This window comes from Roseateles chitinivorans (assembly GCF_002761755.1).
GTDB classification, from domain to species: Bacteria; Pseudomonadota; Gammaproteobacteria; order Burkholderiales; family Burkholderiaceae_C; genus Roseateles; species Roseateles chitinivorans.
Genome location: NZ_PEOG01000015.1, coordinates 77,109 through 100,835, shown reverse-complemented (window position 1 = coordinate 100,835; position 23,727 = coordinate 77,109). Strand labels below are relative to the sequence as shown.

20 protein-coding genes are annotated in these 23,727 nt (G+C 70.1%); 8 read left to right on the top strand and 12 right to left on the bottom strand.

The genetic code is table 11. The features are described 5' to 3' along the window. Positions 1-131: 131 nt before the first annotated feature. Together prsT and CS062_RS07385 are read right to left on the bottom strand one after the other, a co-directional pair. Complete coding sequence (gene prsT / locus CS062_RS07390) at positions 132-2,954, bottom strand: XrtA/PEP-CTERM system TPR-repeat protein PrsT (protein ID WP_158238699.1); 2,823 nt, start codon at positions 2,952-2,954, stop codon at positions 132-134. 119 nt (positions 2,955-3,073) lie between these two features. After that, entirely contained in the window at positions 3,074-3,568 is a 495-nt protein-coding gene (locus tag CS062_RS07385; RefSeq protein WP_091732977.1) for a YajQ family cyclic di-GMP-binding protein, read from the bottom strand. A gap of 72 nt (positions 3,569-3,640) precedes the next feature. On the opposite strand from CS062_RS07385, the gene murB reads away from it, so the two are divergent. After that, positions 3,641-4,711 (top strand): UDP-N-acetylmuramate dehydrogenase, encoded by a 1,071-nt coding sequence (gene murB, locus CS062_RS07380; protein WP_099860836.1) that lies wholly within the window; start codon positions 3,641-3,643, stop codon positions 4,709-4,711. A 31-nt stretch (positions 4,712-4,742) separates the two neighbouring features. Here murB and CS062_RS07375 read toward each other — a convergent pair whose 3' ends face one another. The 5 genes from CS062_RS07375 to CS062_RS07355 all read right to left on the bottom strand — a co-directional run bounded on the left by CS062_RS07375 (position 4,743) and on the right by CS062_RS07355 (position 10,104). Further along, positions 4,743-4,922: a hypothetical protein gene (locus tag CS062_RS07375; protein WP_099860834.1), complete on the bottom strand. Its 180-nt coding sequence runs from the start codon at positions 4,920-4,922 to the stop codon at positions 4,743-4,745. Positions 4,923-5,207: 285 nt separating this feature from the next. Then, a complete protein-coding gene (locus tag CS062_RS07370; RefSeq protein WP_099860832.1) occupies positions 5,208-6,050 on the bottom strand; it encodes an HNH endonuclease family protein in 843 nt (280 codons plus the stop codon). Next, entirely contained in the window at positions 6,047-7,552 is a 1,506-nt protein-coding gene (locus tag CS062_RS07365) for an AAA family ATPase (RefSeq protein ID WP_099860830.1), read from the bottom strand. Before CS062_RS07365 ends, CS062_RS07370 begins: the two co-directional genes overlap by 4 nt. Before the next feature lie 84 nt (positions 7,553-7,636). Then, positions 7,637-9,562, bottom strand: a complete 1,926-nt coding sequence (locus CS062_RS07360) for an ATP-binding protein (RefSeq protein ID WP_099860829.1) — start codon at positions 9,560-9,562, stop codon at positions 7,637-7,639. 2 nt (positions 9,563-9,564) lie between these two features. After that, a complete protein-coding gene (locus tag CS062_RS07355; protein WP_233217960.1) occupies positions 9,565-10,104 on the bottom strand; it encodes a putative pterin-binding protein in 540 nt (179 codons plus the stop codon). A 248-nt stretch (positions 10,105-10,352) separates the two neighbouring features. Here CS062_RS07355 and CS062_RS07350 point away from each other — a divergent pair, with 248 nt between their 5' ends. Continuing rightward, positions 10,353-12,065, top strand: a complete 1,713-nt coding sequence (locus tag CS062_RS07350; RefSeq protein WP_099860827.1) for a long-chain fatty acid--CoA ligase — start codon at positions 10,353-10,355, stop codon at positions 12,063-12,065. Positions 12,066-12,256: 191 nt separating this feature from the next. Here CS062_RS07350 and CS062_RS07345 read toward each other — a convergent pair whose 3' ends face one another. The 3 genes from CS062_RS07345 to CS062_RS07335 are packed head-to-tail and all read right to left on the bottom strand — an operon-like array spanning position 12,257 to position 15,839. Beyond that, a complete protein-coding gene (locus tag CS062_RS07345) occupies positions 12,257-13,105 on the bottom strand; it encodes a DUF924 family protein (RefSeq protein ID WP_158238698.1) in 849 nt (282 codons plus the stop codon). Next, complete coding sequence (locus tag CS062_RS07340; RefSeq protein WP_099860826.1) at positions 13,102-15,228, bottom strand: prolyl oligopeptidase family serine peptidase; 2,127 nt, start codon at positions 15,226-15,228, stop codon at positions 13,102-13,104. Before CS062_RS07340 ends, CS062_RS07345 begins: the two co-directional genes overlap by 4 nt. Positions 15,229-15,278: 50 nt before the next feature. Then, positions 15,279-15,839 carry a YaeQ family protein gene (locus tag CS062_RS07335; RefSeq protein ID WP_099860824.1) on the bottom strand — a complete coding sequence of 187 codons (561 nt, stop codon included), beginning with the start codon at positions 15,837-15,839 and terminating at the stop codon, positions 15,279-15,281. Positions 15,840-16,069: 230 nt separating this feature from the next. Between CS062_RS07335 and CS062_RS07330 the strand changes: the two genes are divergently transcribed. From CS062_RS07330 to CS062_RS07310, 5 genes are all read left to right on the top strand, one after another. After that, positions 16,070-16,717, top strand: coding sequence for a hypothetical protein (locus CS062_RS07330; RefSeq protein ID WP_099860822.1), 648 nt, complete (start codon positions 16,070-16,072; stop codon positions 16,715-16,717). 99 nt (positions 16,718-16,816) lie between these two features. Further along, positions 16,817-18,880, top strand: coding sequence for a M3 family metallopeptidase (locus tag CS062_RS07325; protein ID WP_099860821.1), 2,064 nt, complete (start codon positions 16,817-16,819; stop codon positions 18,878-18,880). 206 nt (positions 18,881-19,086) lie between these two features. After that, positions 19,087-19,362: a hypothetical protein gene (locus CS062_RS07320; protein WP_099860819.1), complete on the top strand. Its 276-nt coding sequence runs from the start codon at positions 19,087-19,089 to the stop codon at positions 19,360-19,362. A 172-nt stretch (positions 19,363-19,534) separates the two neighbouring features. Next, positions 19,535-20,365, top strand: coding sequence for an SDR family oxidoreductase (locus tag CS062_RS07315; protein ID WP_099860817.1), 831 nt, complete (start codon positions 19,535-19,537; stop codon positions 20,363-20,365). 55 nt (positions 20,366-20,420) lie between these two features. Next, the gene (locus tag CS062_RS07310) at positions 20,421-20,720 is read left to right on the top strand and encodes a hypothetical protein (RefSeq protein ID WP_099860816.1); all 300 of its coding nucleotides are present in this window, start codon (positions 20,421-20,423) and stop codon (positions 20,718-20,720) included. A gap of 11 nt (positions 20,721-20,731) precedes the next feature. Here the strand turns inward: CS062_RS07310 and rsgA are convergent, their stop codons facing one another. Together rsgA and CS062_RS07300 are read right to left on the bottom strand one after the other, a co-directional pair. Next, complete coding sequence (gene rsgA / locus CS062_RS07305; protein ID WP_099860815.1) at positions 20,732-21,637, bottom strand: ribosome small subunit-dependent GTPase A; 906 nt, start codon at positions 21,635-21,637, stop codon at positions 20,732-20,734. Continuing rightward, on the bottom strand, positions 21,634-22,986 hold the full coding sequence (locus tag CS062_RS07300) for a M48 family metallopeptidase (protein WP_099860813.1): 1,353 nt from the start codon (positions 22,984-22,986) through the stop codon (positions 21,634-21,636). Before CS062_RS07300 ends, rsgA begins: the two co-directional genes overlap by 4 nt. A gap of 173 nt (positions 22,987-23,159) precedes the next feature. Here CS062_RS07300 and orn point away from each other — a divergent pair, with 173 nt between their 5' ends. Further along, the gene (gene orn / locus CS062_RS07295) at positions 23,160-23,726 is read left to right on the top strand and encodes an oligoribonuclease (protein WP_099860812.1); all 567 of its coding nucleotides are present in this window, start codon (positions 23,160-23,162) and stop codon (positions 23,724-23,726) included. The last annotated feature ends 1 nt before the right edge of the window (position 23,727 follow it).

The following is a 23,727-nucleotide window of genomic DNA, read 5'->3' as shown; positions in this document are numbered from 1 at the left end:
GCAAGCTCCGGGCCAAGGACATGATTTCCTTACGACACAAGCACTTGAGCGTGAAGCGGTCGTTCCTTGGAGCGGGACTGTAAGTTTTTCTGACAGGCACCGGCACCCCTCACCAGCGGGGCTCCGGCAGCTCAGCGCAAGGTCTGGCTCAAGGCCAGCGCCTCCTTGTGACTGTCGAAGGCGGTGCTGCGCAGCGCGACGTCGAGTTCCTCCTTCGCCTCCGCCTTCCGGCCGGCCTTGGCCAGGGCGGCGGCCAGGTGATAGCGGATCTCCGGGTTGCCCGGCTCCCGCAGCCGCGCGTCGCGCAGGAGCTGCAGGGCACGGTCCGGATTGCCGGCGAGGTGGTAGGCCCAGCCGGCGGTGTCGATGACGGCCACGTTGCGGGGATCGAGCGACAGCGCCTGCTCGGCCGTCGCCGCGGCCGCCGCCGCCTCGCCCTGGCGGATCATCACGCTGGCCAGGTTGTTGAGCGTCTCCACTTCGTTCGGCCGAAGCTTGAGCGCCGTCTCGTAGCTGCGGCGTGCCGCCGGAAAGCTTCCCGCGCGGGCCTGCGCGTCGCCCAGGGCCTTCCAGGCCGCCAGATCGGACGGATGGGTTTTCAGCCAGCGCTCGGCCAGGTCTTGCGCCGTCTTGCCGTTGCCGTCCTGCTGTCCCAGCGCCCGCATCAGCGCGAGCAGGCTGCCGCTGGTGGGTTGCAACTCGTGGGCCTTGCGCAGCGCGTCCAGCGCCTGGGCCGGCTGGCGCCGCGCCTGCGCCACGTCAGCCAGCAGCGTGTAGCCCAGGGCCAGTTGCGGTCGCAGTTGAATCACCTGCCGCGCCTGCTTCTCCGCCAGCGCGGGATTGCCTTGCTGCAGCGCCACGGTCGAGGACAGCGCCAGCGCGCCCACATGCTGCGGTGCGGTCTGCAGCGCCTTGTCCAGGCTGTAGGCGGCGCCCGCCGGGTCGCGCGCGTCCAGCTGCAGCGCGGCGATCTGGGCCAGCGGATCGGCGCCGAATCCGGAACGCCGCGCCGCGCTGGTCAGCGTGGCCCGGGCGCCGTTGGCATCGCGGTTGGCCAGCTGCGCCCGCGCATAGGCGATCAAGGTCTGCGGATCATCCGGCGCCTTGCCGAGCAGTCGCTTGGCGGCCTCGAGCGCGGCGCCCGCCTGGTCCTGCTTGAGCAGCCAGGCGATCAGGGCCTGGTCCGCCCGCGTGTTGCGCGAGGTGCTGACGTCGGTCGCCTTGGTCAGCCAGCGCTGCACCTCGGCGGCCTGGCCACGGGCCTCGCTGAGCAGCGCCATCTCGTAGAGCGCGTCGGCATTCTTCTCGTCGGCCTTGAGCATCGCGGCCAGGCGCGCCTGCGCCGCGTCGAACTTGCGCTCGGCGATGTCCACCCGCGTCAGGCCGAGCTGGGCTTCGGCCAGTTGGGGATCGAGCTGGAGCGCCTTCTGGTAGGCCTCGCGCGCACCCGGCAGGTTGTTGGCCGAGCGGCGCGCCACGCCAAGCTGGACCCAGGCGGTCGGATTGGCGGGCTCCTGCCTGACCAGCCGGTCCGCGATCGCGACGGCCTTGGCGGTCTGCCCGGCGCGCAGGTACAGCGACACCAGCGCCATGCCGGCATAGGTCTGGCGCGGGTCGCGCTGGAAGGCCTTCTCCAGTTCCCCGATCGCGTCGCCGGACTGGCCGCCACGCAGCAGCGACAGGCCCAGCGCGGTGCGGAACTCCGGCGCGTCCTTGGCCTTGAGCGCCTCCTGCATCAGCGCGGTGGCGCGGGCATGACGGCCCTGCGCCATCTGCAGCGTGGCCATCATCACCAGCGCCTGGCCATCGCCCGGATAGGCGCGCAGGTAGGTGTCCAGGACGTCCGCGGCCCGGTCGAGATTGGGCTCCGCCACATAGACCTGCGCCAGCAGCTTGGACAGCGGGCTGTTGGGCGTCTGGCGCTGCGCGTACTCCAGGTAGGGCTTGGCCTTCTCCATCTCGCCCAGGCCGAAGTGCGCCAGCCCGTTGAGCATCAGCGCCTGCGGGCGGTAGCGGATGAACTCGATCGGTACCGGGTCCAGTTCCTCGGTGACGGCCTTGAGCGCGGTGCGGGCGCTGGCGGCGTCGCCGCGGCGCTCCGCCAGCACGGCGGTCAGGTAGAGCGCGCGCGGCTCGCTTGGCGCCAGCTTCAGCGCGGACTGCGCCTGAGCCAGCGCGTCCGCGTCGCGGCCCAGATCGATCAGCAGGCCGGCGCGGGCCAACTGCGCCTCCAGATGGCGAGGGTCGGCGGCGATCGCCCGCTCGTAGCCCTTGAGCGCCTCCTGCAGCCGGCCCTGCACGTGCGGCACGGTGGCCTTCTGGTACAGCGCCTCGCCGTTGCCCGGCGCCAGGCGCAGCGCCTGCTCCGCCGCGGTGTTGGCCAGGTCGAACTGCCGCGCCCGCAGGCGCAGCGGCACCTCGGCCAGCCAGGTATCGGCGTTGTCGGGCGGGATCGCGCGGGCCAGGTCGATCTGCGCCTGGGCGCGCGAGGGCTCGCCCAGGTCCGAGGCCGCCGCGGCGCGCACCAGCAGCAGAGCCTTGCGGACGGGATCCGGCAGGCCGTCCGGCACCAGGGCCGGCAGCTTGAAGACCTCGGGCTGCTTGCCCTGGGCGACCAGCGCCTGCGCCAGCGGCACGGCGACCTCGGCGCGGTTGATGCCCTGGGAGAGGGCCTCGTTGAATTCCACCTCGGCGGCCGCGGCCTCGCTGCGCATCAGCAGCGCCTTGCCCAGCAGCACGTGGACGGAGAGCATGCGGGCGTCCTGCTGCAGTGCATTCTTCAGCTGGATGACGGCGCCGTCGATGTCCTGGCGCTCGAAGCGCTTGAGCGCGTCCTCGTAATAGCGCGCGGCCTTGACGCTGTCCGCCTGCGCCGACGCGGCGCACAGCGCCAGCAACGCGGCGGCCGCGGGACCGCGCCAGCCGGGGCTGCCCGGCCTGCCAAGAGTGCTCATCTCGTCCCCCCGATGTGTTGTCATCCAGCCGCGGCCTGGGGCCGTCGGTGCGCGGGAGCGGGCAGGGCGCCTGGTCGTGCTCCGGCGCGAGGCTCAGGCCGGGGCGGACCCGGCCCGGCTCACTTGCGGTAGTTGTCGAAGCTCAGCGGCAGGTCGGGCAGTGCCTTGCGCAGCGCGCCCTGCGCGGCCTGCAGGTCGTCGAGCGACTTGCCGGTGATGCGCACGATGTCGCCCTCGATCTGCGCCTGCACCTTGAGCTTGCTCTCCTTGATCGCGGCCACGACCTTCTTGGCTTCGGCCGCTTCCAGGCCGTTCTTGATCTTGTAGACCTGCTTGACCCGATCGCCGCCGAGCTTCTCGATCTTGTCCTGCTTGTCGACGAAGCCGAGCACCACGCCCTGCTTGGTCAGCTTCGAATAGAGCACCGCCTCGATCTGCTCGAGCTGGAACTCGGCGTCGCCGGTGGCGTGGACTTCCTTCTCCTTGTCCTTCCATTCGATGGCGGCGCTGGTGCCCTTGAAGTCGAAGCGGGTGGCGATTTCCTTGGCGCTGGCGTCCACGCTGTTGCGGACCTTCACCATGTCGGGCTCGAGGACGGTGTCAAAGCTGGGCATGTGCGTACATCTCTTTCAAAGGAGCGAAGGCCCGGATCGGGCCTTCGGGGGATATGGGCGAGAATTCTAGCCATGCAGTCTCCCGCCATCCCCCCCTCGACCGAGCGACGCGAGGGCGTCGTCATCGAGACCGACGTCAACCTCAAGCCCTACAACACCTTCGGCCTGCCGGCGACGGCGCGCCGGCTGGTGCGCATCCGCGAGGAGCTGGACGTGCGCCGCGTCGTCGATCACCCCGAACTCGGCCGCGCGCCGAAGTTCGTGCTCGGCGGCGGCTCGAACCTGGTGCTGACGCGGGATGTGGACGCGGTCGTGCTGAAGATGGAGATCCCGGGCCTGCGTGTCGAGGAACGCGACGACTGCTGGATCGTCGAGGCCGGTGCCGGCGTGGCCTGGCACGAGGCGGTCGCGGGCTCGCTGGCGCTGGGCGTGCCGGGCCTGGAGAACCTCGCGCTGATCCCCGGCACCGTCGGCGCGGCGCCGGTCCAGAACATCGGCGCCTACGGCGTCGAGCTGAAGGATCGGCTCGAGAACGTGGATGTCGTGGACCTGACGACCGGCCGGCGCGTCACCTTGCCGGCCGAGGTGTGCCGCTTCGGCTACCGGGACAGCGTGTTCAAGCAGACCGGCTACGGCGGTCTGGCCGGCAAGAGCGTGATCACCAAGGTGCGGCTGCGCTGTCCCAAGCCGTGGCAGCCTCAATTGGGCTACCTGGACATCGAGCGCAAGATGGCCGAGACCGGCATCTCCGCGCCGGACGCGAAGCAGGTGTTCGACTGGATCTGCGAGATCCGGCGCGCCAAGCTGCCGGATCCGGCGCGCATCGGCAATGCGGGCAGCTTCTTCAAGAACCCGGTGGTGAGCGCGGAGCAATGCCGCGACATCATCACCCGCGACCCGCATATCGTGCATTACCCGATGCCCGACGGCAGCTTCAAGCTGGCCGCCGGCTGGCTGATCGATGCCTGCGGATGGAAGGGCAAGAGCGTCGGCGGCGCGGCCGTCTACGAGAAGCAGGCGCTGGTCCTGGTGAATCGTGGCGAAGCCCGCGGCGCCGAGGTCGTCACGCTGGCGCGGGCGATCCAGGAGAGCGTCTACGGCCGCTTCGGCATCCGGCTGGAGCCCGAGCCGGTGGTGGTCTGAGCCGGCCTGCCCCAAGGGCTCGCCGGCTCGATCAGATCCAGTGGAATCCTTTCGCCATCAATGCCGCCACGCCGATCGCCACCGTGATGATGGCGCCGAACAGAAGGCGGAAGTCATGCGTGCGGATGGCCATGATCTCCGCGCGCATCTCCTTGCGGAATTCCCGGAACTCTGTCTTGAGTTCATTCATCTCGATCTGCAGTCGGTCCACGTTGGTCTCCAGTACAGCGACTTTGATGGGAAGGGTCGAATGCTGGGCCGGAGGTCCATGGCGGTCAATGACCTCGACTTGAGGGGCAGGCTTGTGCAGGGAAGTCCTGGGCGGTGACTGGGCAAGGCCCGGGCCCTTCTTCCTGCTTGATGCTGAATTGCACATGAGAGGTCGCACGACGGCGCTGCTGGGACCTGCAGAGTTTGCGCCGCAAGACCGCTAGGCGCGAGTCGGAAGCCGGCCCTCGGAGGAGGGGATGACGCGACGTGCTTTCGGGGGTGTCGGTCAAGTCTCGAGCAAGCCCCACGTGCGGAGGAAGTGCCGCGACATCGCCGCGAACGGCTGGTCGTCGTCCGCCTGGCGGCGCAGTTGCGCGAGCACCTTCGCCGCGCTCGGCGCGTCGTGATCCATCTCCTGGAAAGCCAGCGCGGCGGTGTAGAGGAACTCGTAGCGCTGGTAGCGCAGGCGCAGCAGCTCGCTGCGATTGAGGCCGAGCACCTCCTCGGCCGCCTTCACCGCGGTTTTCGCCCTCGCGGAGCGGCCACGGGCGATCAGCCACACCTCCTGCGTCGCATCGATCGCATTCCAGGAAAACAGCCGCTCCGGATCGTCGAGGTAGGGGTCGGGCAGGTGCGCACGCTCGCCCGCGAAGAACCGCTTCAGCGCGGCGTCCGTCGCGGACGCGGGATCGGGGCAGAAGCGCTCGGCAAGCGCCGCCGCCTTGGCCGCATCGACCGGTCGCGCCGCCGGCATGCGCGGCGGCTTGAGCCGCGCGCCGGTGACCGGGAAGCGGTTGCCCTTGTGGACCTGGTTGCACACCTGGCAGCTGAAGGTGTAGTTGTCGACGCAGTACGCCAGCCACCAGTACGGGTCCTTGGGCCGGAAGTGCTCGACGTCGCCATGCGCGACCACCGCCGTGTCGGCCTCGCAGTAGGCGCACTTGCCGGCCGTCTCGCGCCGCAGCGCCGGCTTCGCGGCCGACCAGATCTGACGCGACTTCGGCTTGAAGTCGACTCGGCGGCCGTCGTCGTAGAAATAGCCCTCGAGCCGGAGCAGCCGCTGCTGCAGCTTCACGCCGGTGAAGGCGCCCAGGCTCGCCGCGTCGCGTCGCCGCCGCAGGCGGATCACTTGGACCGCTCCACGCGCTTCACGGCGGCCTTGAGCTTGCCCGGCGACAGCGCCGGCGCGGACGCCGGCATCGCGGCGGTGGCCGATGGCGTTGGCGCCGCGGCCTTCGAGGTCTTCGTCGACTTCGCCGTCTTCGTCACTTTTGCGGTCTTCGCCGTCGGTGCCCGCGTCTTCGCCGCCGGCTCGGGCGCCGCGGGCTTCGCGGACCGGGCCGCCTGCTTCGCGATCGTCGCCTTGAGTTCCCTCAGCAGCGTCGCCTGCTGGCGCGCATAGGCGGGCACCGCGTCCCACGCCGGTGCGGCCCGCAGGACCTCGGTGCTGCGCTGCAACTGCGTGCGCTCGCGCGCGGTCAGCGCCTTGCCCTTGCCCGTCGACTTCGCCTGCAGCTTGCGGGCCGTGTCGCGCGCCTGCTCGACCACCACCGAGTCCATCGATGCCAGGCCGAACATCGGGCTCATCAGCAGCTGATGCACGCCCATCAGGCGCGGCTCGCCGACGAAGGGCACCAGCTTCGGCCGCTGCTTCGGCCCTTCGCGGCGGATGACGAAGAGCTCGCCCTCGCCACTCTGCTGCGCGGTCAGCGCCGAATGCGTCGTCGCGATGAACTGGAAATGCGGCAGCAGCGCCGACAGGAAGTCGACCAACTGCCGGCGCCAGACCGGGTGCAGATGCAGGTCGAGCTCGTCGATCAGCAGCACGCCGCGGGTGGCGAGCGGGTCCTTGCGATCGGGGAAGGCCTCGGTGATGCGGTAGAGCAGGTCGCCGCACCAGGCGGCCATGTTCTGGTAGCCGTCGGACAGCTGGTTCAGCGGCACCTCGCCGTCGACGGTGTGGAACATCAGCTGGCCCGAGGCCTTGTCGATGCGCGAGAAGTTCATGCCCCGCATCAGCTGGTTGAGCGCCGCGCGGATCGGCGCCAGTGCGCTCGCGCCGCGCCGGTAGTCGAGGTCCATCGCCCAGCGCTGCAGCGAGACCAGCGAGGCGTCGGGCGAGAACATCGAGGCCAGCGCCCGCGCGCGCGACGAGCGTGCGCTGTCGTCCAGCGGCGCGCTCAGCCGCTTGCCGCCTTCGGGCGGGCGGCGCGACACGCCATAGCCCAGCACGAAGTAGTTGCGGTCGGCATGCCGGATCGCCGCGTCCAGCGCATCCAGCGTCCGCGCGTTGCGCTCGAAGACGTCGCGCAGGCCATCGCCGCGGTGCAGTTCCAGCGCGATCTCGCGCGGCTCGCCCTTGGCCGTCACCAGCGTGCCGGCGATGCGGCATTGCCGCGTGCCGTTGCGGATCCAGGCATCGGCGTCGCCGAGCAACTCCGGCAGCGCGTCGCTGCCCGCCAGCAGCAGGCCGATCGCCCGCAGCACCGTGCTCTTGCCGCAGCCGTTCTCGCCGAGCAGCAGCGTCCAGCGCCGGTTCGTGCCGGCGGGCGCATCCGGGCTGATGCCGAAGTCGATCGCCAGCGACTCCATCGAGCGCACATTGGTCAGCGCGATGCGGGACAGATACATGGGACGGGGCTCTCCGTTGCGGAGAGGGACTTTAATGGCCTTTGAGGCGCCCGGGATCGAACCGCGGCGGCTGGCGCGCCAGGCTCAAGCCGCTTCCGGCCGGGCCGGCGAGGGCGCCAGCGACTGCAGGCAGGCGCGCAGCGTCTCGAGCTCGACCGGCTTGGCCAGGAAGGCGCTGATGCCGGCGTCGTCGGCTTTCTGGCGCGACTCCTCAAACGCGTCGGCCGAGAACGCGATGATCGGCAGCCGCCCGCGCGGCGGCGGCAGCTCCCGCATCAGCCGGGTGGCCTCGAAGCCGTCCATCTGCGGCGTGTGCAGGTCCATCAGCACGACGTCGAAGGGCTGCTGTCGCAGCGCGTGCAGCGCCTGCAGTCCGTTCTCGCACAGGGTCGGCCGATGACCGAGCCGCTCGAGCATCGCCTCGATGACGATGCGGTTGGTCGGGTTGTCCTCGCTGACGAGGACGCGCAGCCCCGTCGGCGTCGCATCGGTGGCCGACGGCGCCAACGATGGCGTCGATGCGGCGATCGCCGCGGGAAGGTGGGGAGCCGGCTCGCTGGCCGGCACCATGCGGCAGGGCGGCTGGTCGGCACCCGCGCGCAGCGGCAGCGCCAGCGTGAAGCGCGCCCCTTGGCCCGGCGCGCTTTGCACATGGATGTCGCCGCCCATCGCGCGGGCCAGCCGGCGCGAGATCTCCAGTCCCAGCCCCGCGCCGCCGTGGCGCCGCGAGGTGCTCGCGTCGCCCTGGCTGAAGCGCTGGAACAGCCGGGCCTGCGTCTCCGCGTCGATACCCGGTCCGGTGTCGCTGACCTCGAACATCAGCAGGTCCTCGCCCAGCGGCCCCACGCCCCGTCTCAGCTGGCAGCCCACCTGGCCGCGGTCGCAGAACTTCAGCGCGTTGCTCAGCAGGTTCAGCAGGATCTGGCGCAGCCGCGTCGGATCGGCCAGCACCCAGCCGGGGACGTCGTCGTCGATGCCGAAGTGCAGCGCCAGTCGCTTGGCCGCCGCCTGCGGCCGGCTCAGCGCCTCCAGTTCCTTCACCAGCGCGCCGAGCTGCAGCGGCTCCGGCGCGATCGACAGCCCGCCGGCCTCCATGCGCGTCACGTCGAGGATGTCGCCCAGCACCGCCAGCAGGTGGCGCGCGCAGTCGTTGGCGGCCTTGAGCTGGTCCTGCTGCGCGGCGGTCAGCGGCGCTTCCTTGATCAGCCCCAGCATGCCCAGCAGTCCCTGCAGCGGCGTGCGCAGCTCGTGGCTCATGTTGGCGAGGAAGACCGTCTTGGCGCGGTTGGCGGCGTCGGCCTCCCGCTGCGCCTCGTTGAGCCGCGCGGCCAGGGCCTTCTGCTTGTCGCCGTAGCGCTCCAGGCCGCGGAACTGGCGGTAGATGACTGCGGCGAACAGCAGCGTCATCGCCGACAGCGCGGCCGTCAGCCCGAGGCTGACGCGGCTCTGGTTGCGGATGATCTCGTTGCGCCGGGTGACGTCCTGGGCGACGTGGTGGGTCGAGGTCAGCGACAGGTCGCGGATCGGATCGGCCAGCGGTTCCAGGCGGGCAACGATCTCGGGGATGCGCTGTGGATGCTCGCGGATCAGCGCGCCGTTGAGCGGCAATGCGTCAGCCCAGCGCACGAAGTCCTGGGCGCGCGCCACCGTGCGCTGGTAGTCGGGGTGATGGGCCAGCACCTGCGCGGCATGCTCGCTCTCCACCAGGTTCAGCCGGCTGACGAAGATCTCGTAGCGCTGCGCCACCTGGTCCGGATCGACGCCGACGCTCGGCCCGGCTGCCTGCTCCAGCGCCAGGCGCAGCTTCAGGTACTCGGTCTCGAACTGGAACAGGCTCCAGACGAGGTAATCGTCCTGGTAGCGCCGCGTGCCGTTCAGCGCCTCGTACTGGCGCGCCTGCAGCCATGCGACGCCGGCGAGCGTCAGCACCAGCAGCAGGCCCATCGCGGCGATGCCGGTGCGCCAGCGGCGCTGCCGGGCGGCCACGGTGCGGTTGGCGTCGCGCGGCATGGTCAGCGCAGCTCCAGGTGGGTCAGCTGCCAGGCCGAGCGCCCGTAGAAGACGCTGTTGCGCAGCTCCGGTGCCTGGTCGAAGGGATAGATCAGGAAGAGCGGCCCCTTGTCGCGCACCGCCATCGGCCGGTCGTCGAGCATCCGCGCGACGATCACGTCATAGCGATGGCTGTCGGTCATCGGGATCTGGACGCGGTAGTCGTTGAGCGCGCGGGCCTCGATCGTGCGCCCCTGCGCGCCGGCGGCGGCGAGCACGTCGCGCAGCAGCGGGCCGGTGAACCTGCGCGGTTGGGGGTACCAGGGCGTCTGCGTGCTGAAGCTGACCTGGGGCAGCTTCTCGAGCATCGCCATGTCGAAGGCGGCGCGGCCGTCGCGGTTGGTGTTGCGCAGCGCGCCGCCGACGGTCAGCACCACCGGTCCGACGGGCGCCGCCAGGGGCGGCTCGACCGGCGCCGCCCGGACGGACGGGGCGGCTCCGGCGCCCAGGGCCATGGCACAGGTCAGCAGGCCCTGAAGGGCGGTACGTCGCACGATCAGCATGAACGGGAGCAGGCACGACCCGGCCACGCATCGACGCCTCGAGGGAAGGGCGGATGCCGCGCGGGCATTGGTGAAAGCCCGCATGCTACGCGGGGGCGCGGGGAGGAGCATGTCCGGGACCACCCCGATAACAGGGGCCAGTCGGGTTTCCGCCACAGTGGGCGCTCGGCCCCGATGTCGCTGTCGAGACAAGGCCGGCGACGCGGTGGATTGAAGATCGCCGGAACAACAGACAGGAGACAGCCCCGATGACGCGCGTGGTCACCCCCCGTCCCGAGAACGCCGATGTGCAGTACAGCCACTGGCCGGCGCGCTTGCCCCGGCGACTGGCGATTCCACGGACCTCGCTGTGGTTCAACCTGGAGGTCGCCGCGACGCGGTATCCGGACAAGGCGGCCACGCAGTTCCTCGGCGCGACGCTGAGCTACCGCGAGCTGCGCCGGCAGGCCGAGGCGCTCGCCGGCTGGCTGCGCGCGCAGGGCGTGGGCAAGGGCGACCGTGTCGCGCTCTTCATGCAGAACTGCCCGCAGTACCTGATCGCCTTCTACGCGATCAACCGCGCCGATGCGGTGGTGGTGCCGGTCAACCCGATGAACCGCGAGGATGAGTTCGGCCATTACCTGACCGATCCGGAAACCCGGGTGGTCATCTGCAGCGGCGAGCTGTCAGGCATCGTCGCCAAGGCGGCCGCGAAGCTGCCGGCGGCACAGCGCCCCCGCGCCGTGCTGGTGACCCAGTACTGGCAGATGCTGCCGCCCGCCGGCCCCGATCCGGCCTGCGACGCGCCCGAGGCGATGCGCGCCTGGCTGACCGCTGTCCATGAGCTGCCGCCCGGCGCGACCGACTGGCGCGATGCGCTGGCCGCCGGCCATGTGCCGGGACCGCATACCGCCGGCCCGGACGACCTGGCGATGCTGCCCTACACCTCGGGCACCACCGGCCTGCCCAAGGGCTGCATGCACACCAACGCGACGCTGATGGCCAACAGCTGCGGCGGGTGCCAGTGGGGCTACGCGAGCGCCGAATCGGTGGGCCTGGCCGTCGTGCCGATGTTCCACATCACCGGCACGCTGTATGGCGTGCTCGGGCCGGTCTTCACCGGGATGACGCTGGTGATCATGCCGCGCTGGGACCGGGAGCTCTGCGGGCGCCTGATCTCGCGCCACCAGGTCACGCACTGGACCTGCATCCCGACGATGATCATCGACCTCTTCGCCAGCCCCAACTACAGGTCCTTCGACCTGCGCAGCCTGCGCTACCTCAGCGGTGGTGGCGCGGCCATGCCCAAGGCGGTGGCGGAGCGGCTGCAGGAGGAGTTCGGCCTGACCTTCGCCGAGGGTTATGGCCTGACGGAGACGGCGGCGCCCAGCCATGGCAACCCGCCCGAGCGCGCCAAGCTGCAATGCCTGGGCATTCCGATCTTTGGCGTCGACGCACGCATCGTCGATCCGACGACGCTGGAGGAGCTGCCTGTCGGCGAAGTGGGCGAGATCATCACGCATGGCCCGATGGTGTTCCAGGGCTACTGGCGGCAGCCGGAGGCGACGGACGCGGCCTTCGTCGAGCTCGACGGCAGGCGCTTCTTCCGCACGGGAGACCTTGGCCGCATGGACGACGAGGGCTATTTCTTCATCACCGACCGGCTCAAGCGGATGATCAACGCGAGCGGCTACAAGGTGTGGCCTTCGGAGGTCGAGATGCTGCTGTACCGCCATCCGGCGGTGCAGGAGGCGTGCATCATTGCGGCCAAGGATGCCTACCGTGGCGAGACGGTCAAGGCCGTGGTCGTGCTGCGTGCGGAGGCCCGAGGCAAGACGACGGACAAGGACATCATCGACTGGGCTCACGAGCACATGGCTGCCTACAAGGCGCCGCGCATCGTGCAGTTCGTCGACAGCCTGCCCAAGTCCGGCTCAGGCAAGGTCATGTGGCGCCTGCTGCAAGAACAGGAATCCCAATGACGCCATCGCCCCACGCCCCCCGCGGTGCACCCCACCCCTTCGAGGGCCGGGCCGGGGCAGGCGACTCGTGTCGTGCCGTCCAGACTGACTGGGCGCGTTCTGTCTGACCAAAGCGAGCCGCAGGCGAGCGGCGGGAGTTGAGCGCCGAGGCACGACGCGAGTCGCCTGCCCCGGCCCGGCCCGAGCACCTGTCAGAACCGTGACCCCGGCTGTTCCAGGAACCGGATTTCTTCCTCGGTGCTTGCCCGCCCGAGCACGTCATTGCGATGAGGAAACCGACCGAAGCGCGCGATGACGTCGCGGTGTTTCCGCGCGTATTCCAGCGCGTCCGCCAGCCGTGGGTCCTCGAGGGTGAGGGCTTCGAAGGTGGCCACGCTGAGGTCCTGCATCGCGAGGTCCTCGGCGTGTTCCAAAGGCATCGTGGCGAACCAGCGTTCCAGGGTGCCGAGTTCCTGCGCGCGCGGCCGCAGGGCCAGCGCGGTCTCCAGCGCCAGCGCATCGCCGGCGAAGGCTCGCGGCGTGTCGCGATGGATGTTGCGGGTGAACTGGTCCAGCAAGACGATGCGCGCCAGGGCGCCCCAGGCGGTCGAGTCCCACTCGCGCCATCCGCCAGCGAGGGCCTGGTCGACGAGCGCGCCGAAGCGCTCGCGCAGCGCATCGTCGAAGGCGGGATCCTTCTTGAACCACTTCACCTGGATCTGCCCGTCCAGCGCCGAGCCGGGTGGGCCGAACCATTCGTTGAGCACGCGCTGCGCCGGTGCCGGCGTCAACAGTCGCTGCCAGCGTGGATGACGCAGCAGCCAGTGGCGGACATAGCTGCAGCCCGGCACCAGCTGCAACGGGAACTCTGCCAGCCAGCGCGCCGCCGTCTCCACCAGTTGGGAGGCCAGGCCTTGCCCGCGCAACTGCGCCGGCACGCCGGTGTGGGTGATGATCAGCTGTTCGCCGTGGCGCTCATAGTCGAGCCGGCATTGCAGTCCGGGTTGCGGCTGTGCAAGAAAGCATCTCGCGTCGGGATGATGCTGGATGACGAAATTCACGCTGCGTCTCCACTACTGGCCTCCCTGCCGAGTTGCCGCCACAAGTAGGCGAACTCGAGCGCTTGCAACAGCGCGCGCTGCTGGTTGTCCGCAGCGCCGCCATGGCCGCCCTCGATGTTTTCGTAATAGAAGCAGGCTTGCCCCAACGCAAGCATGCGGGCCGCCATTTTCCTCGCATGGCCCGGATGCACGCGGTCGTCGCGCGTCGACGTGGCGAAGAGCGCCCGCGGATACTGCACGCCGGCCTTGAGTTGCTGGTATGGGCTGTACGCGGCGATGTGGGCCCAGTCCTCGGGCTCGTCGGGATCGCCGTACTCGGCCACCCACGACGCGCCGGCCAGCAGCAGGTGATAGCGCTTCATGTCCAGCAGCGGCACCTGGCAGACGACCGCACCGAAGAGCTCGGGCCGCTGCACCATGCAGGCGCCCACCAGCAGCCCGCCGTTGCTGCCGCCCATGATCCCGAGCCGTGCCGGCCGCGTCAGTCCGTGCGCGACCAGGTCCTCGGCCACGGCGATGAAGTCGTCGAAGCTGCGCTGCTTGTGGGCCAGCGTGGCGGCCTGGTGCCAGCGCGGGCCGTACTCGCCGCCGCCGCGGATGTTGGCCACCACCAGCCGCCCGCCGCGCGCGAGCCACGCCCGGCCGTTGCCCCCCGAGTACCAGGGCTGCAGCGACACCTCGAAGCCGCCGTAGCCGTAGAGCAGCGTCGGCGTGTCGGCGCCGCGACCGGCCTTGCCGATGACGAAGTAGGGCACGCTCTCGCCGTCGGCGCTGGTGGCGAAGCGCTGCTCCACCGTCATGCCATGCGCGTCGAACTGCGCGCCGCGCTGCTTGAGCGTCTCGCGCGCGTCGGTGCCCGCCTGCGCCAGGCAGACGATGTCCGGCGTCAGGAAGTCGCAGTAGTGCAGCAGGTAGTGGTCGCCGAGCCGGTCCTCGGCCAGCTCCGGATCGTGCAGGCTCTGCACGCTGAGCGTGCCGGGGAAGGGCGCCTTGACCTGGCGCAGGATCGGCGGCCGGTGCGACAGGTCCCACTCCTCGAGCCGGCTGGCCACATGCTCGCTGACGTTGAGCAGCAGGTGGTGGTGGGTGAGCGTGTAGTCCTCCAGCGAGCGGCCCGCCGTCGGCGAGAACATCACCCGCAGGTGCTTGTCGTGACGCTCGTTCTTCCAGAACGCGGCTTCCTCCATCAGCAGCAGGGAGCCCGCCGGATAGGTGGGGCCATGCGGGATGGCCCAGTCGGTGCGCGGACGCAGCAGCATCCAGGGACCTTCCAGGTGGACGCTCATGTCGCTGGGCAGGTCGATGGCCACGAACTCGCCGTTCTTCCAGAGGAAGCGCGACTCGTTGTAGAAGTCCAGCGCGCGGCTGAACACGACGCGCTCGAAGCCCGGCGTGCGATCGACCGACACCGACACCGAGACGTCGTCCTTCTCGCCTTCGAAGATCACCGGCGCGGCGTCCAGCGGCGTGCCGCGCGCCCAGCGCCGGATCTGGCGCGGATAGCCGGATTCGGTCAGCGAGTCCGGTCCGAAGTCGCTGCCGACCAGCAGGGTGTCGGCATCGAGCCACTCGACGTCGCTCTTGGCCTCGGGCACGAAGAAGCCGCCTTCGGCGGGGGGAATGAAGCGCAGCGCCTCGAGGTCGAACTCGCGCAGCTCGTGGGCGTCGGCGCCGCCGTCGGACAGCGACACCAGGCAGCGCCGGTAATCCGGCGCCAGGGCCGTCGCGCCGTGGAAGACCCAGCTGCGGCCCTCGTCGCGGCCCAGCGCGTCCAGGTCCAGCACCAGGCGCCACGGCGGCTCGGCCAGCTGGTAGTCCTCCAGCGTGCAGCGCCGCCACAGGCCGCGCGGATGGGCCTCGTCCTGCCAGAGGTTGTAGAACCAGTCGCCGCGACGCGCCACATGCGGGATGCGGTCGCGCGCGTTCAGGATCTGCAGCAGCTCTTCCCGGATCGGCTCGAACTCGGGCTCGGCCTTCAGGGCGGCCAGCGTCGCATCGTTGCGCTCGCGCACCCAGGCCAGCGCGCGTTCGCCCTCGGCGCCTTCCAGCGCCTCGAGCCAGAGGAACGGATCGTCCCCGGCGGTGGAGGGATCGAGGGATGCGGACGGCTCGGAATGCGACACAACGGTCTCCTGATCAACGGCGCGGGCGACTTGTCACCTTACCCCACAAGTCACTGCTCGGCTTCCTTCAGCAGCTGCGGCGTGATCTCCACAGCGCCCTTCTCGGTGCTGACGTACGCCGTCCCGTCCTGGATGTTGACCTGCCACTGCATGCCGCGTTCGGCCAGGGCGGCCAGCGCCTGGGACTGGTCCGCCGGGATCTGCCACACGGCCAGCCGGGGCGTGCGCTGCAGCTTGTTCTGGATGCCGCTCCACCACACCGGCGTGCTGGACGCGTAGCCGATGACGGTGACGCGCTCGGCGCGTCCGTGGGCCTGGCGCAACCGGCGCTCGTCCGGCTGGCCCAGTTCGATCCAGTGGACCACTTCGCCGGTCAGGTCCAGCTGCCACAGCGGCGGTTCGTCGACGTCGGACAGACCCTTGCTGAACTCGAGCCGGCCGCGCAGGTCGTCGGCGGGCACGTGCAGCGCGTAGGCGAGGATGCGCAGCATCATGCGTTCGTCGGTCTCCGACGGGTGGCGGGCGACGGTCAGGGAATGCTCGCCGTAGACGTGGCGGTCCATGTCGGAGAGCTGCAGCTGGGCTTTGTGGATGGTGGCCTTGAGCGCCATGGTCGAAGGGCCGCCCGAAGCGGCCGGGGTGCGGGGTGGACGACCCGGCGTGCGGGCTGCACGCGGGCCGGAAACGATCTGAAGCGGCGCATTATCCCGGTCGTGGCATCATGCCGACCCGCATGGCGGCCCGCTGCGGCCGCCCCACGAGACTGCGGGCCGCCTGGTGCCACCGGCGAGCCCGTGCCGACGAGACAGCGCCTACCCGGCGCAATGACCTGAGAGACGACATGAACACTCTTCGCACCTCCCTCGCCGTCGCCGCGCTGCTGGCCTGCGGTCTGGCCGTCGCCCAAACCAGCGGCACCAAGCCCGCCACGCCGGCGGCACCGGCCGCCGCCAAGGGCGGCAAGGGCAAGCTGATGACCCGCGACGAGCTGCGCGCGTGCATGGTCAGCAACCAGCAGAACGAGGCCGCCGCGGCCGAGCTGGACAAGAAGAAGGCCGTCGTTCTGAAGGAGCGCGACGAGCTGAAGGCGGCCAAGGCCGAGTCCGACAAGTTCGAGTCGGACATGCAGGCGCAGGGCACCGCGCTGAAGGCCGAGATCGAGTCGGTCAAGGCCTTCGGTGCCGAGATCGAGGCCGGTGCTTCCAAGATGGAGAAGGACCAGCTCAAGGCCAAGCAGGAGGAGTACCAGGCCCGCGCCAACGCCCTGCAGCCCAAGATCGACGCCTTCAACAAGTCGCGCAATGATCGCGTCGAGGTCAACAAGGCCTTCAACGCCCGTGTCGATGCCCACCAGAAGGTCGCCGACGACTTCAACGAGGCCGTCGAGGACCTGAATGACAAGCGCAACGAGTGGAAGCTCAAGTGCGGCAACCGCTCCTACGACGAGGCCGACGAGATCGCCATCAAGAAGGAAATGAACAAGAAGTAAGGCGTTCCCCTCTCGACGCCTCGGGAACGGCGCCGGCACCGATCGCGGTCCGGCGCCGTTCCTACAATCGGCGCCCTGTTGATGGCCCCTGGAGACACGATGAGCGCCGCCCCTGCTGCCAATCCGCTGCTGTCCACCTGGACCGGCCCCTACGGCCTGCCGCCCTTCGAGGCGATCGAGGCCGGACATTTCGAACCGGCCTTCGATGCGGCGCTCGCCGCGCACCGCGCCGAGCTCGACGCGATCGCGTCGCAGCCGGCGCCGCCGACCTTCGACAACACGCTTGCCGCGCTCGACCGCGCCGGCCGCGCGCTGACCGCGCTGGAACACCTGTTCTCGACGCTGAGCGCCTCGGCGAGTTCGCCCGAGCTGCAGGCGGTGCAGCGACGCATGGCCGCGCCGCTGGCCGCGCACACCAATGCGATCTACCTGAACGCCGCGCTGTTCGCCCGCGTCGAGGCCCTGCATGAGCAGCGCGCCGCGCTGGCGCTGACGCCGGAGCAGCTCCGGCTGCTGGAACGCGTGCATCTGGACTTCGTCCGCGCCGGGGCCCGGCTGCAGGGTGCGGACCGGGACCGCTACGCCGCCAACATGGAGCGGCAGGCCGAGCTCAACACCCGCTTCGCGCAGAACGTGCTGGCCGACGAGAGCAGCTACCAGCTGGTGCTGCGCGACGAACGCGGCCTGGCCGGCCTGCCGGACTTCGTGCGCGCCGCGGCGCGCCAGGCGGCGCTGGACCGCGGGCAGGCGGAGGAGGGCGTGCATGTGGTGACGCTGTCGCGCTCGCTGATCGTGCCCTTCCTGACCTTCAGCGAACGGCGGGACCTGCGCGAGCAGGCCTGGCGCGCCTGGGTCGGCCGCGGCGACGCGACCGGCGAGACCGACAACCGCACGCTGGTGCGGGAGCTGCTCGCGCTGCGGCATGAACAGGCGGTGCTGCATGGCCATCGCAGCTTCGCGGACTATGCGCTCGCCGACACCATGGCGGGCCGCCAGTCGGCCGTGCAGGCGCTGCTGGACCAGGTCTGGGAGCCGGCCAAGGCCGCGGCCGCGCGCGAGCGGGCGATGCTCGACCAGGTGCGCGAGCAGCTCGGTCATGACCTGGCCATCGAGGCCTGGGACTGGCGTTGGTATGCGGAGAAGGTCCGCCAGCAGCGCTTCCAGCTCGACGAGGCGGAGGTCAAGCCCTACTTCCCGCTGGATGCGATGGTGCGCGCGATGTTCGATTGCGCCGAGCGCCTCTACGGCCTGCGCTTCGTCGAGCAGCCGCAGGTCGCCGGTTATCACCCGGACGTGAAGGTCCATGAGGTGCGGCGCGAGGACGGCACGTTGCGTGGCGTCTTCATCCAGGACAACTTCGCGCGCCCGACCAAGCGCAGCGGTGCCTGGATGAACGCGCTGCGCTGGCAGGCGCGCAACGGCATCGACGCGCTGCCGATCATCCTGAACAACAACAACTTCGCCAAGGGCGCGCCGGGCGAGCCGACGCTGCTGTCCTTCGACGACGTGCGCACGCTGTTCCATGAGTTCGGCCATGGCCTGCACGGCCTGCTGTCGGACGTCGAGTTCGAGCGCCTGTCCGGCACGCAGGTGCTGCGCGACTTCGTCGAGCTGCCCTCGCAGCTGATGGAGCACTGGATGGCGGAGCCGGCGGTGCTGAAGCAGCATGCGCGCCACTACCGGACCGGCGAGCCGCTGCCCGATGCGCTGCTGGAGCGGCTCAAGGCCGCCGCCACCTTCAACCAGGGCTACGAGACGGTGCGCTACTGCGCGTCGGCGCTGGTGGACCTGGCCATCCACGCCCGGGAAGCGGCCGAGGTGCCGGATCCGGTCGCCTTCGAGCGCGAGACGCTGGAGCGCCTGGGCCTGCCGCCGGCGATCGGCATGAATCACCGGCTGACGCATTTCCAGCATCTGTTCTCGGGCAGCTATTACGCCTCCGGCTATTACGTCTACCTGTGGGCGGAAGTGCTGGACTGCGATGCCTTCGAGGCCTTCGTCGAGGCCGGCGATCCGTTCGACCGATCGGTCGCCCGATCGCTGCTGGACAACATCCTGTCGGTGGGCAACAGCCGCGAGCCGGGCGCGACCTACCGCGCCTTCCGCGGCCGCGACGCGCGGGTCGAGCCGATGCTCAAGGGACGGGGACTGGTGCCCGCCTGAATGGGGCCGAGCCCCCCGGACGAGGGCCCCGTAAGGGGCCCTCGCCGTTTCGGGTAAACCCTGCTCCCGGGCGCCGTTCATCGCGCTCCGCCGCAGTTCGTCGCTAGCAACAACGTGTTGGTCGCAGCAGACTTTTGCTAGGGGTAAACCCCTGCGACAGTTCGCCCCATGCCGCAAGAACAAGCCCGCGGCCCCTGGAGGACAAGATGAACACCATTCGCTGCCACGACCGTTTCGCGAGCCTGAAGCGCCTCGCCGCCCTGATCGGGATCGGGGCCGGCATCGCCGCCGGCCTGCTGATGGCGCTGCCCAGCCGCGCCGGCCAGCCCGAGCGCCTGCCGACGGTGGTCATCAACGGCAAGTCCGCGCCGACGCTGGCCGCGCTGCGCGCCGCTGGCGAGGTCCAGACGCTGCCGACGGTGGTGGTGACCGGCCGCCGGGCCGACCCGGGCCTGGACGGTGAACAGGTGGCGGCGCGATGAGCGGCCTGGCGAGCTTCCTGGCGCGCCGCGTCGCCGACGCGGCCGTCGAGTTGGATCCGGCCTCGGGCATCCGCCTGTCCTGGCCAGCACCGCTGAATGCGGCGGGTGCGGATCGCGCGGGCGCGTCCCTCGCGTGGCTGCCGGCTTCCTCCCCGCTCCCTATGATGCGGGGATGGACTCTGCCCACGCCGCCCTCGATCCCGTCGCTGCCCACGTGACGCCCTCGCCTGAAGTCGTTCCGCTCGCGGCGGCTTCTCCCCAGCAGACCCGCTTCGCCGCCGTGACGGGCGCTGGCTCGGGCATTGGCCGTGCGGCCGCGCAGGCGCTGATGCAGGCCGGTTGGCAGGTCGCCCTGCTCGGGCGGCGGGAGGAGAGGCTGCGCGAGACCGCGGCGCTCGCGCCGGAACGCGCGCTGGTGCTGCCCGCCGATGTCGCCGACGAGGCGCAGGTCACCGCCGCTTTCGACGCGATCGAGCGCCGCTGGGGGCGGCTCGACTTCCTGTTCAACAACGCCGGTCGTGGCGCGCCTGCGTCCGACATCGACGAGATGAGCCTGGAGACCTGGCGAGCCGTCGTCGACGTCAACCTGACCGGCAGCTTCCTCTGCGCCCGCGCGGCCTTCGGCCTGATGAAGCGGCAATCGCCGCGTGGCGGGCGCATCGTCAACAACGGCTCGATCTCGGCGCATGTGCCGCGGCCAGGCTCGATCGCCTATACGTCGACCAAGCATGCGATCACTGGCCTGACCAAGACGCTGGCGCTGGACGGCCGCCGGCACGACATCGCCGCCGGCCAGATCGACATCGGCAACGCCGAGACCGACCTGACCCAGCGCTTCAAGCAGGGCGTGCCGCAGGCGCATGGCGGCACGATGGTGGAACCGGTGATGGACGTCGGCCATGCCGCCAGCGCCGTGCTTTACATGGCGGGATTGCCGCTGTCGGCCAACGTGCCTTTCCTGACGGTGATGGCGACCAAGATGCCCTACATTGGCCGCGGCTGATTGCCGACCTCCTCGAAGACTTGAATCCGTGCGATCGCCCCGATCTGAAGGACCGATGAACGCTCTCTCCACGCTTGTCTCGATCGCCGCCCGCCTGATGCTGGCGGTGGCTTCCCTGGTGCTGTTCCTGGTGGTGCTGGCCGCCGGGCTGGTGATCTTCGGCGGGGTGCTGCTGTGGAGCCTGATCCGCGGCCGCAGGCCGACGCTGCACACGGCGGCGTTCCAGCGCGCGGCGCAGTTCCGCTCGCAGGCCTTCCGTGGCGCGGCCGGTGGGCGTGCTCATCAGCCGCAAGGCGACATCATCGATGCCGAGGTGCGCGAGGTCCCCAACGGCGATCCCCGTCTGGAGCGCTGACCGCGCGGCGCTCAATACTTCGGCGGCGCGCTCAGCTCGTCCCAGAGCTCGTCGTAGATGCGATAGCGCGAGGGACTGATTGCTCCCGCCTCGACCGCCACCAGCACCGCGCAGCCCGGCTCATGCCGGTGGCTGCAGTTGTGGAAGCGGCACTCGCCCAGGTAGGGCTTGAAATCGGGCATGTAGCTCGCCAGGTCCGGCGCGGCGATCTGGCGCAGGCCGAATTCCTGGAAGCCCGGTGAATCGATCAGCGCGTCCTCACGCCCCGCGTCCATCCAGTACCACTGCGTCGTGGTCGTCGTGTGGCGCCCCGAGTTCAGCGCCTGCGAGATCTCGCCCACCTGCGCCTGTGCATCGGGCACCAGCAGGTTGATCAGCGTGCTCTTGCCAGTGCCGCTGGGGCCCAGCACCAGCGTCGCCTGGCCGTGCAGCAGCGGGCGCAGTACCTCCCGCGATTCGTCCGGGCGACCCTTCAGGCTGAGCTCCAGCACCCGCTGGCCCATCGCCGTGTACGGCGCGAGCCGCTCGCGCGCGGCCTGGGCGCCGGGCAGGTCGGTCTTGTTGAGCACGATGTCGGCGGTGATGCCGGCGCTCTGCGCCGCGATCAGCGCGCGGGTGAGCTGCGATTCGGAGAACTGCGGCTCCACCGCCACCAGGATCAGCAGCCGGTCCAGGTTGGCGGCGAAGCTCTTGGTCTTCCACTCGTCCTGGCGGAACAGCAGGTTGCGCCGCGGCTCGACCTTCTCGATCACGCCCTCGTGCTCGCTGCTGCGCATCCAGCGCACCCGGTCGCCGACGACGCAATCGCTCTTCTTGCCGCGGGTCAGGCAGTGGATGCGCTGCCCGTCCTGATCTTCGACGACGTAGTGACGGCCATGCCCGCGCACCACCAGGCCGGTCTGCGGGGCCTTGCTCATGCGGCTTGTCCTGTCGGCGCGGCCGGCGAGCCCGACAGCGACGCGATCGCCGCGAGCCGCTCGCTGGCCGGCGGATGCGAGTAATAGAAGCGCGCGAACAGCGGGTCGGGCGTCAGCGTGCCGGCGTTGTCCTCGTGCAGCTTGAGCAGCGCCTGCGACAGGTCGGCGCCGCTGGCCTGGGCGCAGGCATAGGCATCGGCCTCGAACTCGTGGCGGCGCGACCACAGCGACATCAGCGGCGTCAGGAAGAAGGCGAACGGCGGCAGCGCCAGCATGATCAGCAGCAGCGCGAGCGCGTCATTGGGCGCCTCCAGGCTGGGGCGCACGCCCAGGCCGAGGTAGAAGCCCGCCTGCGCGCTGAGCCAGCCCAGCAGCGCGAAGCCGCCCAGGCTGAGCGCGAACATCAGCGCCATGCGCTGCAGCACATGGCGGCGCTTGAAGTGGCCCAGTTCATGGGCGAGCACCGCTTCGACCTCGGAGGGATCGAGCCGCGCGAGCAGGGTGTCGAAGAACACCACCCGCTTGGCCGCGCCCAGTCCGGTGAAGTAGGCGTTGCCATGCGCCGAGCGCCGGCTGCCGTCCATCACGAACAGGCCCTTGGCCGCGAAGCCGCAGCGCTGCATCAGCGTCTGGACGCGCTCGCGCAGCGCGGCGTCCTCCAGCGGCTGGAACTTGTTGAACAGCGGCGCGATGACGGTGGGATAGATCACCAGCATCAGCAGGTTGAAGCCCATCCAGGCGCCCCAGGCCCACAGCCACCACAGGCTGCCCGCCTGTGCCATCAGCCACAGGATCAGCGCCGCGATCGGCAGCCCGAGCAGCGCGCCCACGGCCAGGCCCTTGAGGCCGTCGACGATGAAGAGCCGCAGCGTCGTGCGGTTGAAGCCGAAGCGCTCTTCCAGGCGGAAGGTGTTGTAGAGCGACCAGGGCAGGTCGAGCAGGCCTGACAGCAGCCCGAACAGGGCCAGCAGCGCGAGCTGGTAGCCCATCGGGCCGAGTTCCTCGCGCCAGGACAGGGCCCACTGGTTCAGCAGGTCCAGCCCGCCGAGCAGCGTCCAGCCGATCAGCAGCGCCGTGTCCCAGGCCAGGTGCAGCATGCCGAAGCGGCCACGGGCGATGGTGTAGTCGGCGGCCTTCTGGTGCGCGGACAGCGGCACGGTGCCGACGAAGGCCGCCGGCACCGTGCCGCGGTGGCGGGCGACGTGGCGCATCTGGCGCGAGGACAGCCAGAGCTTGACCAGGAAGGAGACGATCACCGCGGCCACGAAGGCCGCGGTCAGCGCGAGCGGGGAGGAAGCCAGCGCGGAAGGCGCCGGCGCGGCGGCGAGCGCCGCGGGAGAGATCTGCATGGGCGGGGAGTGTAGGTCCACGGGCCCGGCCGGTGACGCCGTTGCCCCCGTTGGGGAAGTTGCCGGGAAGCGCGCCAAGGCTGCGACAATCCGCGCCATTCCGATGGCCGACGGCCGGCGCAGGCGCCGCTTCCGTCGCCGCCCACCCGACCCGACAAGACAAGGACATCGCCATGAGCGAGAACCCCGTGCTGCCGCTGAACGACCAGAACCTGATCTGGATCGACCTGGAGATGACCGGCCTGTTCCCGGACAAGGACCGCATCATCGAGATCGCCGTGGTGGTCACCGACGCGCAGTTGACGGTGCGCGTCGAGGGCCCGGTCTTCGCCATCCATCAGTCCGACGCCACGCTGGACGGCATGGACGCCTGGAACAAGGGCACGCACGGCAAGAGCGGCCTGATCGACCGCGTCAAGGCGTCGACGATCGCCGAGGCGGATGCCGAGCAGCAGGTCATCGATTTCCTGAAGGCCTATGTGCCGGCCGGCAAGTCGCCGATGTGCGGCAACTCGATCTGCCAGGACCGTCGCTTCCTGGCCAACTACATGCCCAAGCTGGAAGACTTCTTCCACTACCGCAACCTCGACGTGTCCACGCTCAAGGAACTGGCGCGCCGCTGGAAGCCCGCTGCGCTGGAGGGCTTCAAGAAGACCCAGAAGCACACCGCGATGGCGGACATCCACGAGTCCATCGACGAGCTGATCCATTACCGCGAGCAGTTCCTGAAGCTGGACTGAG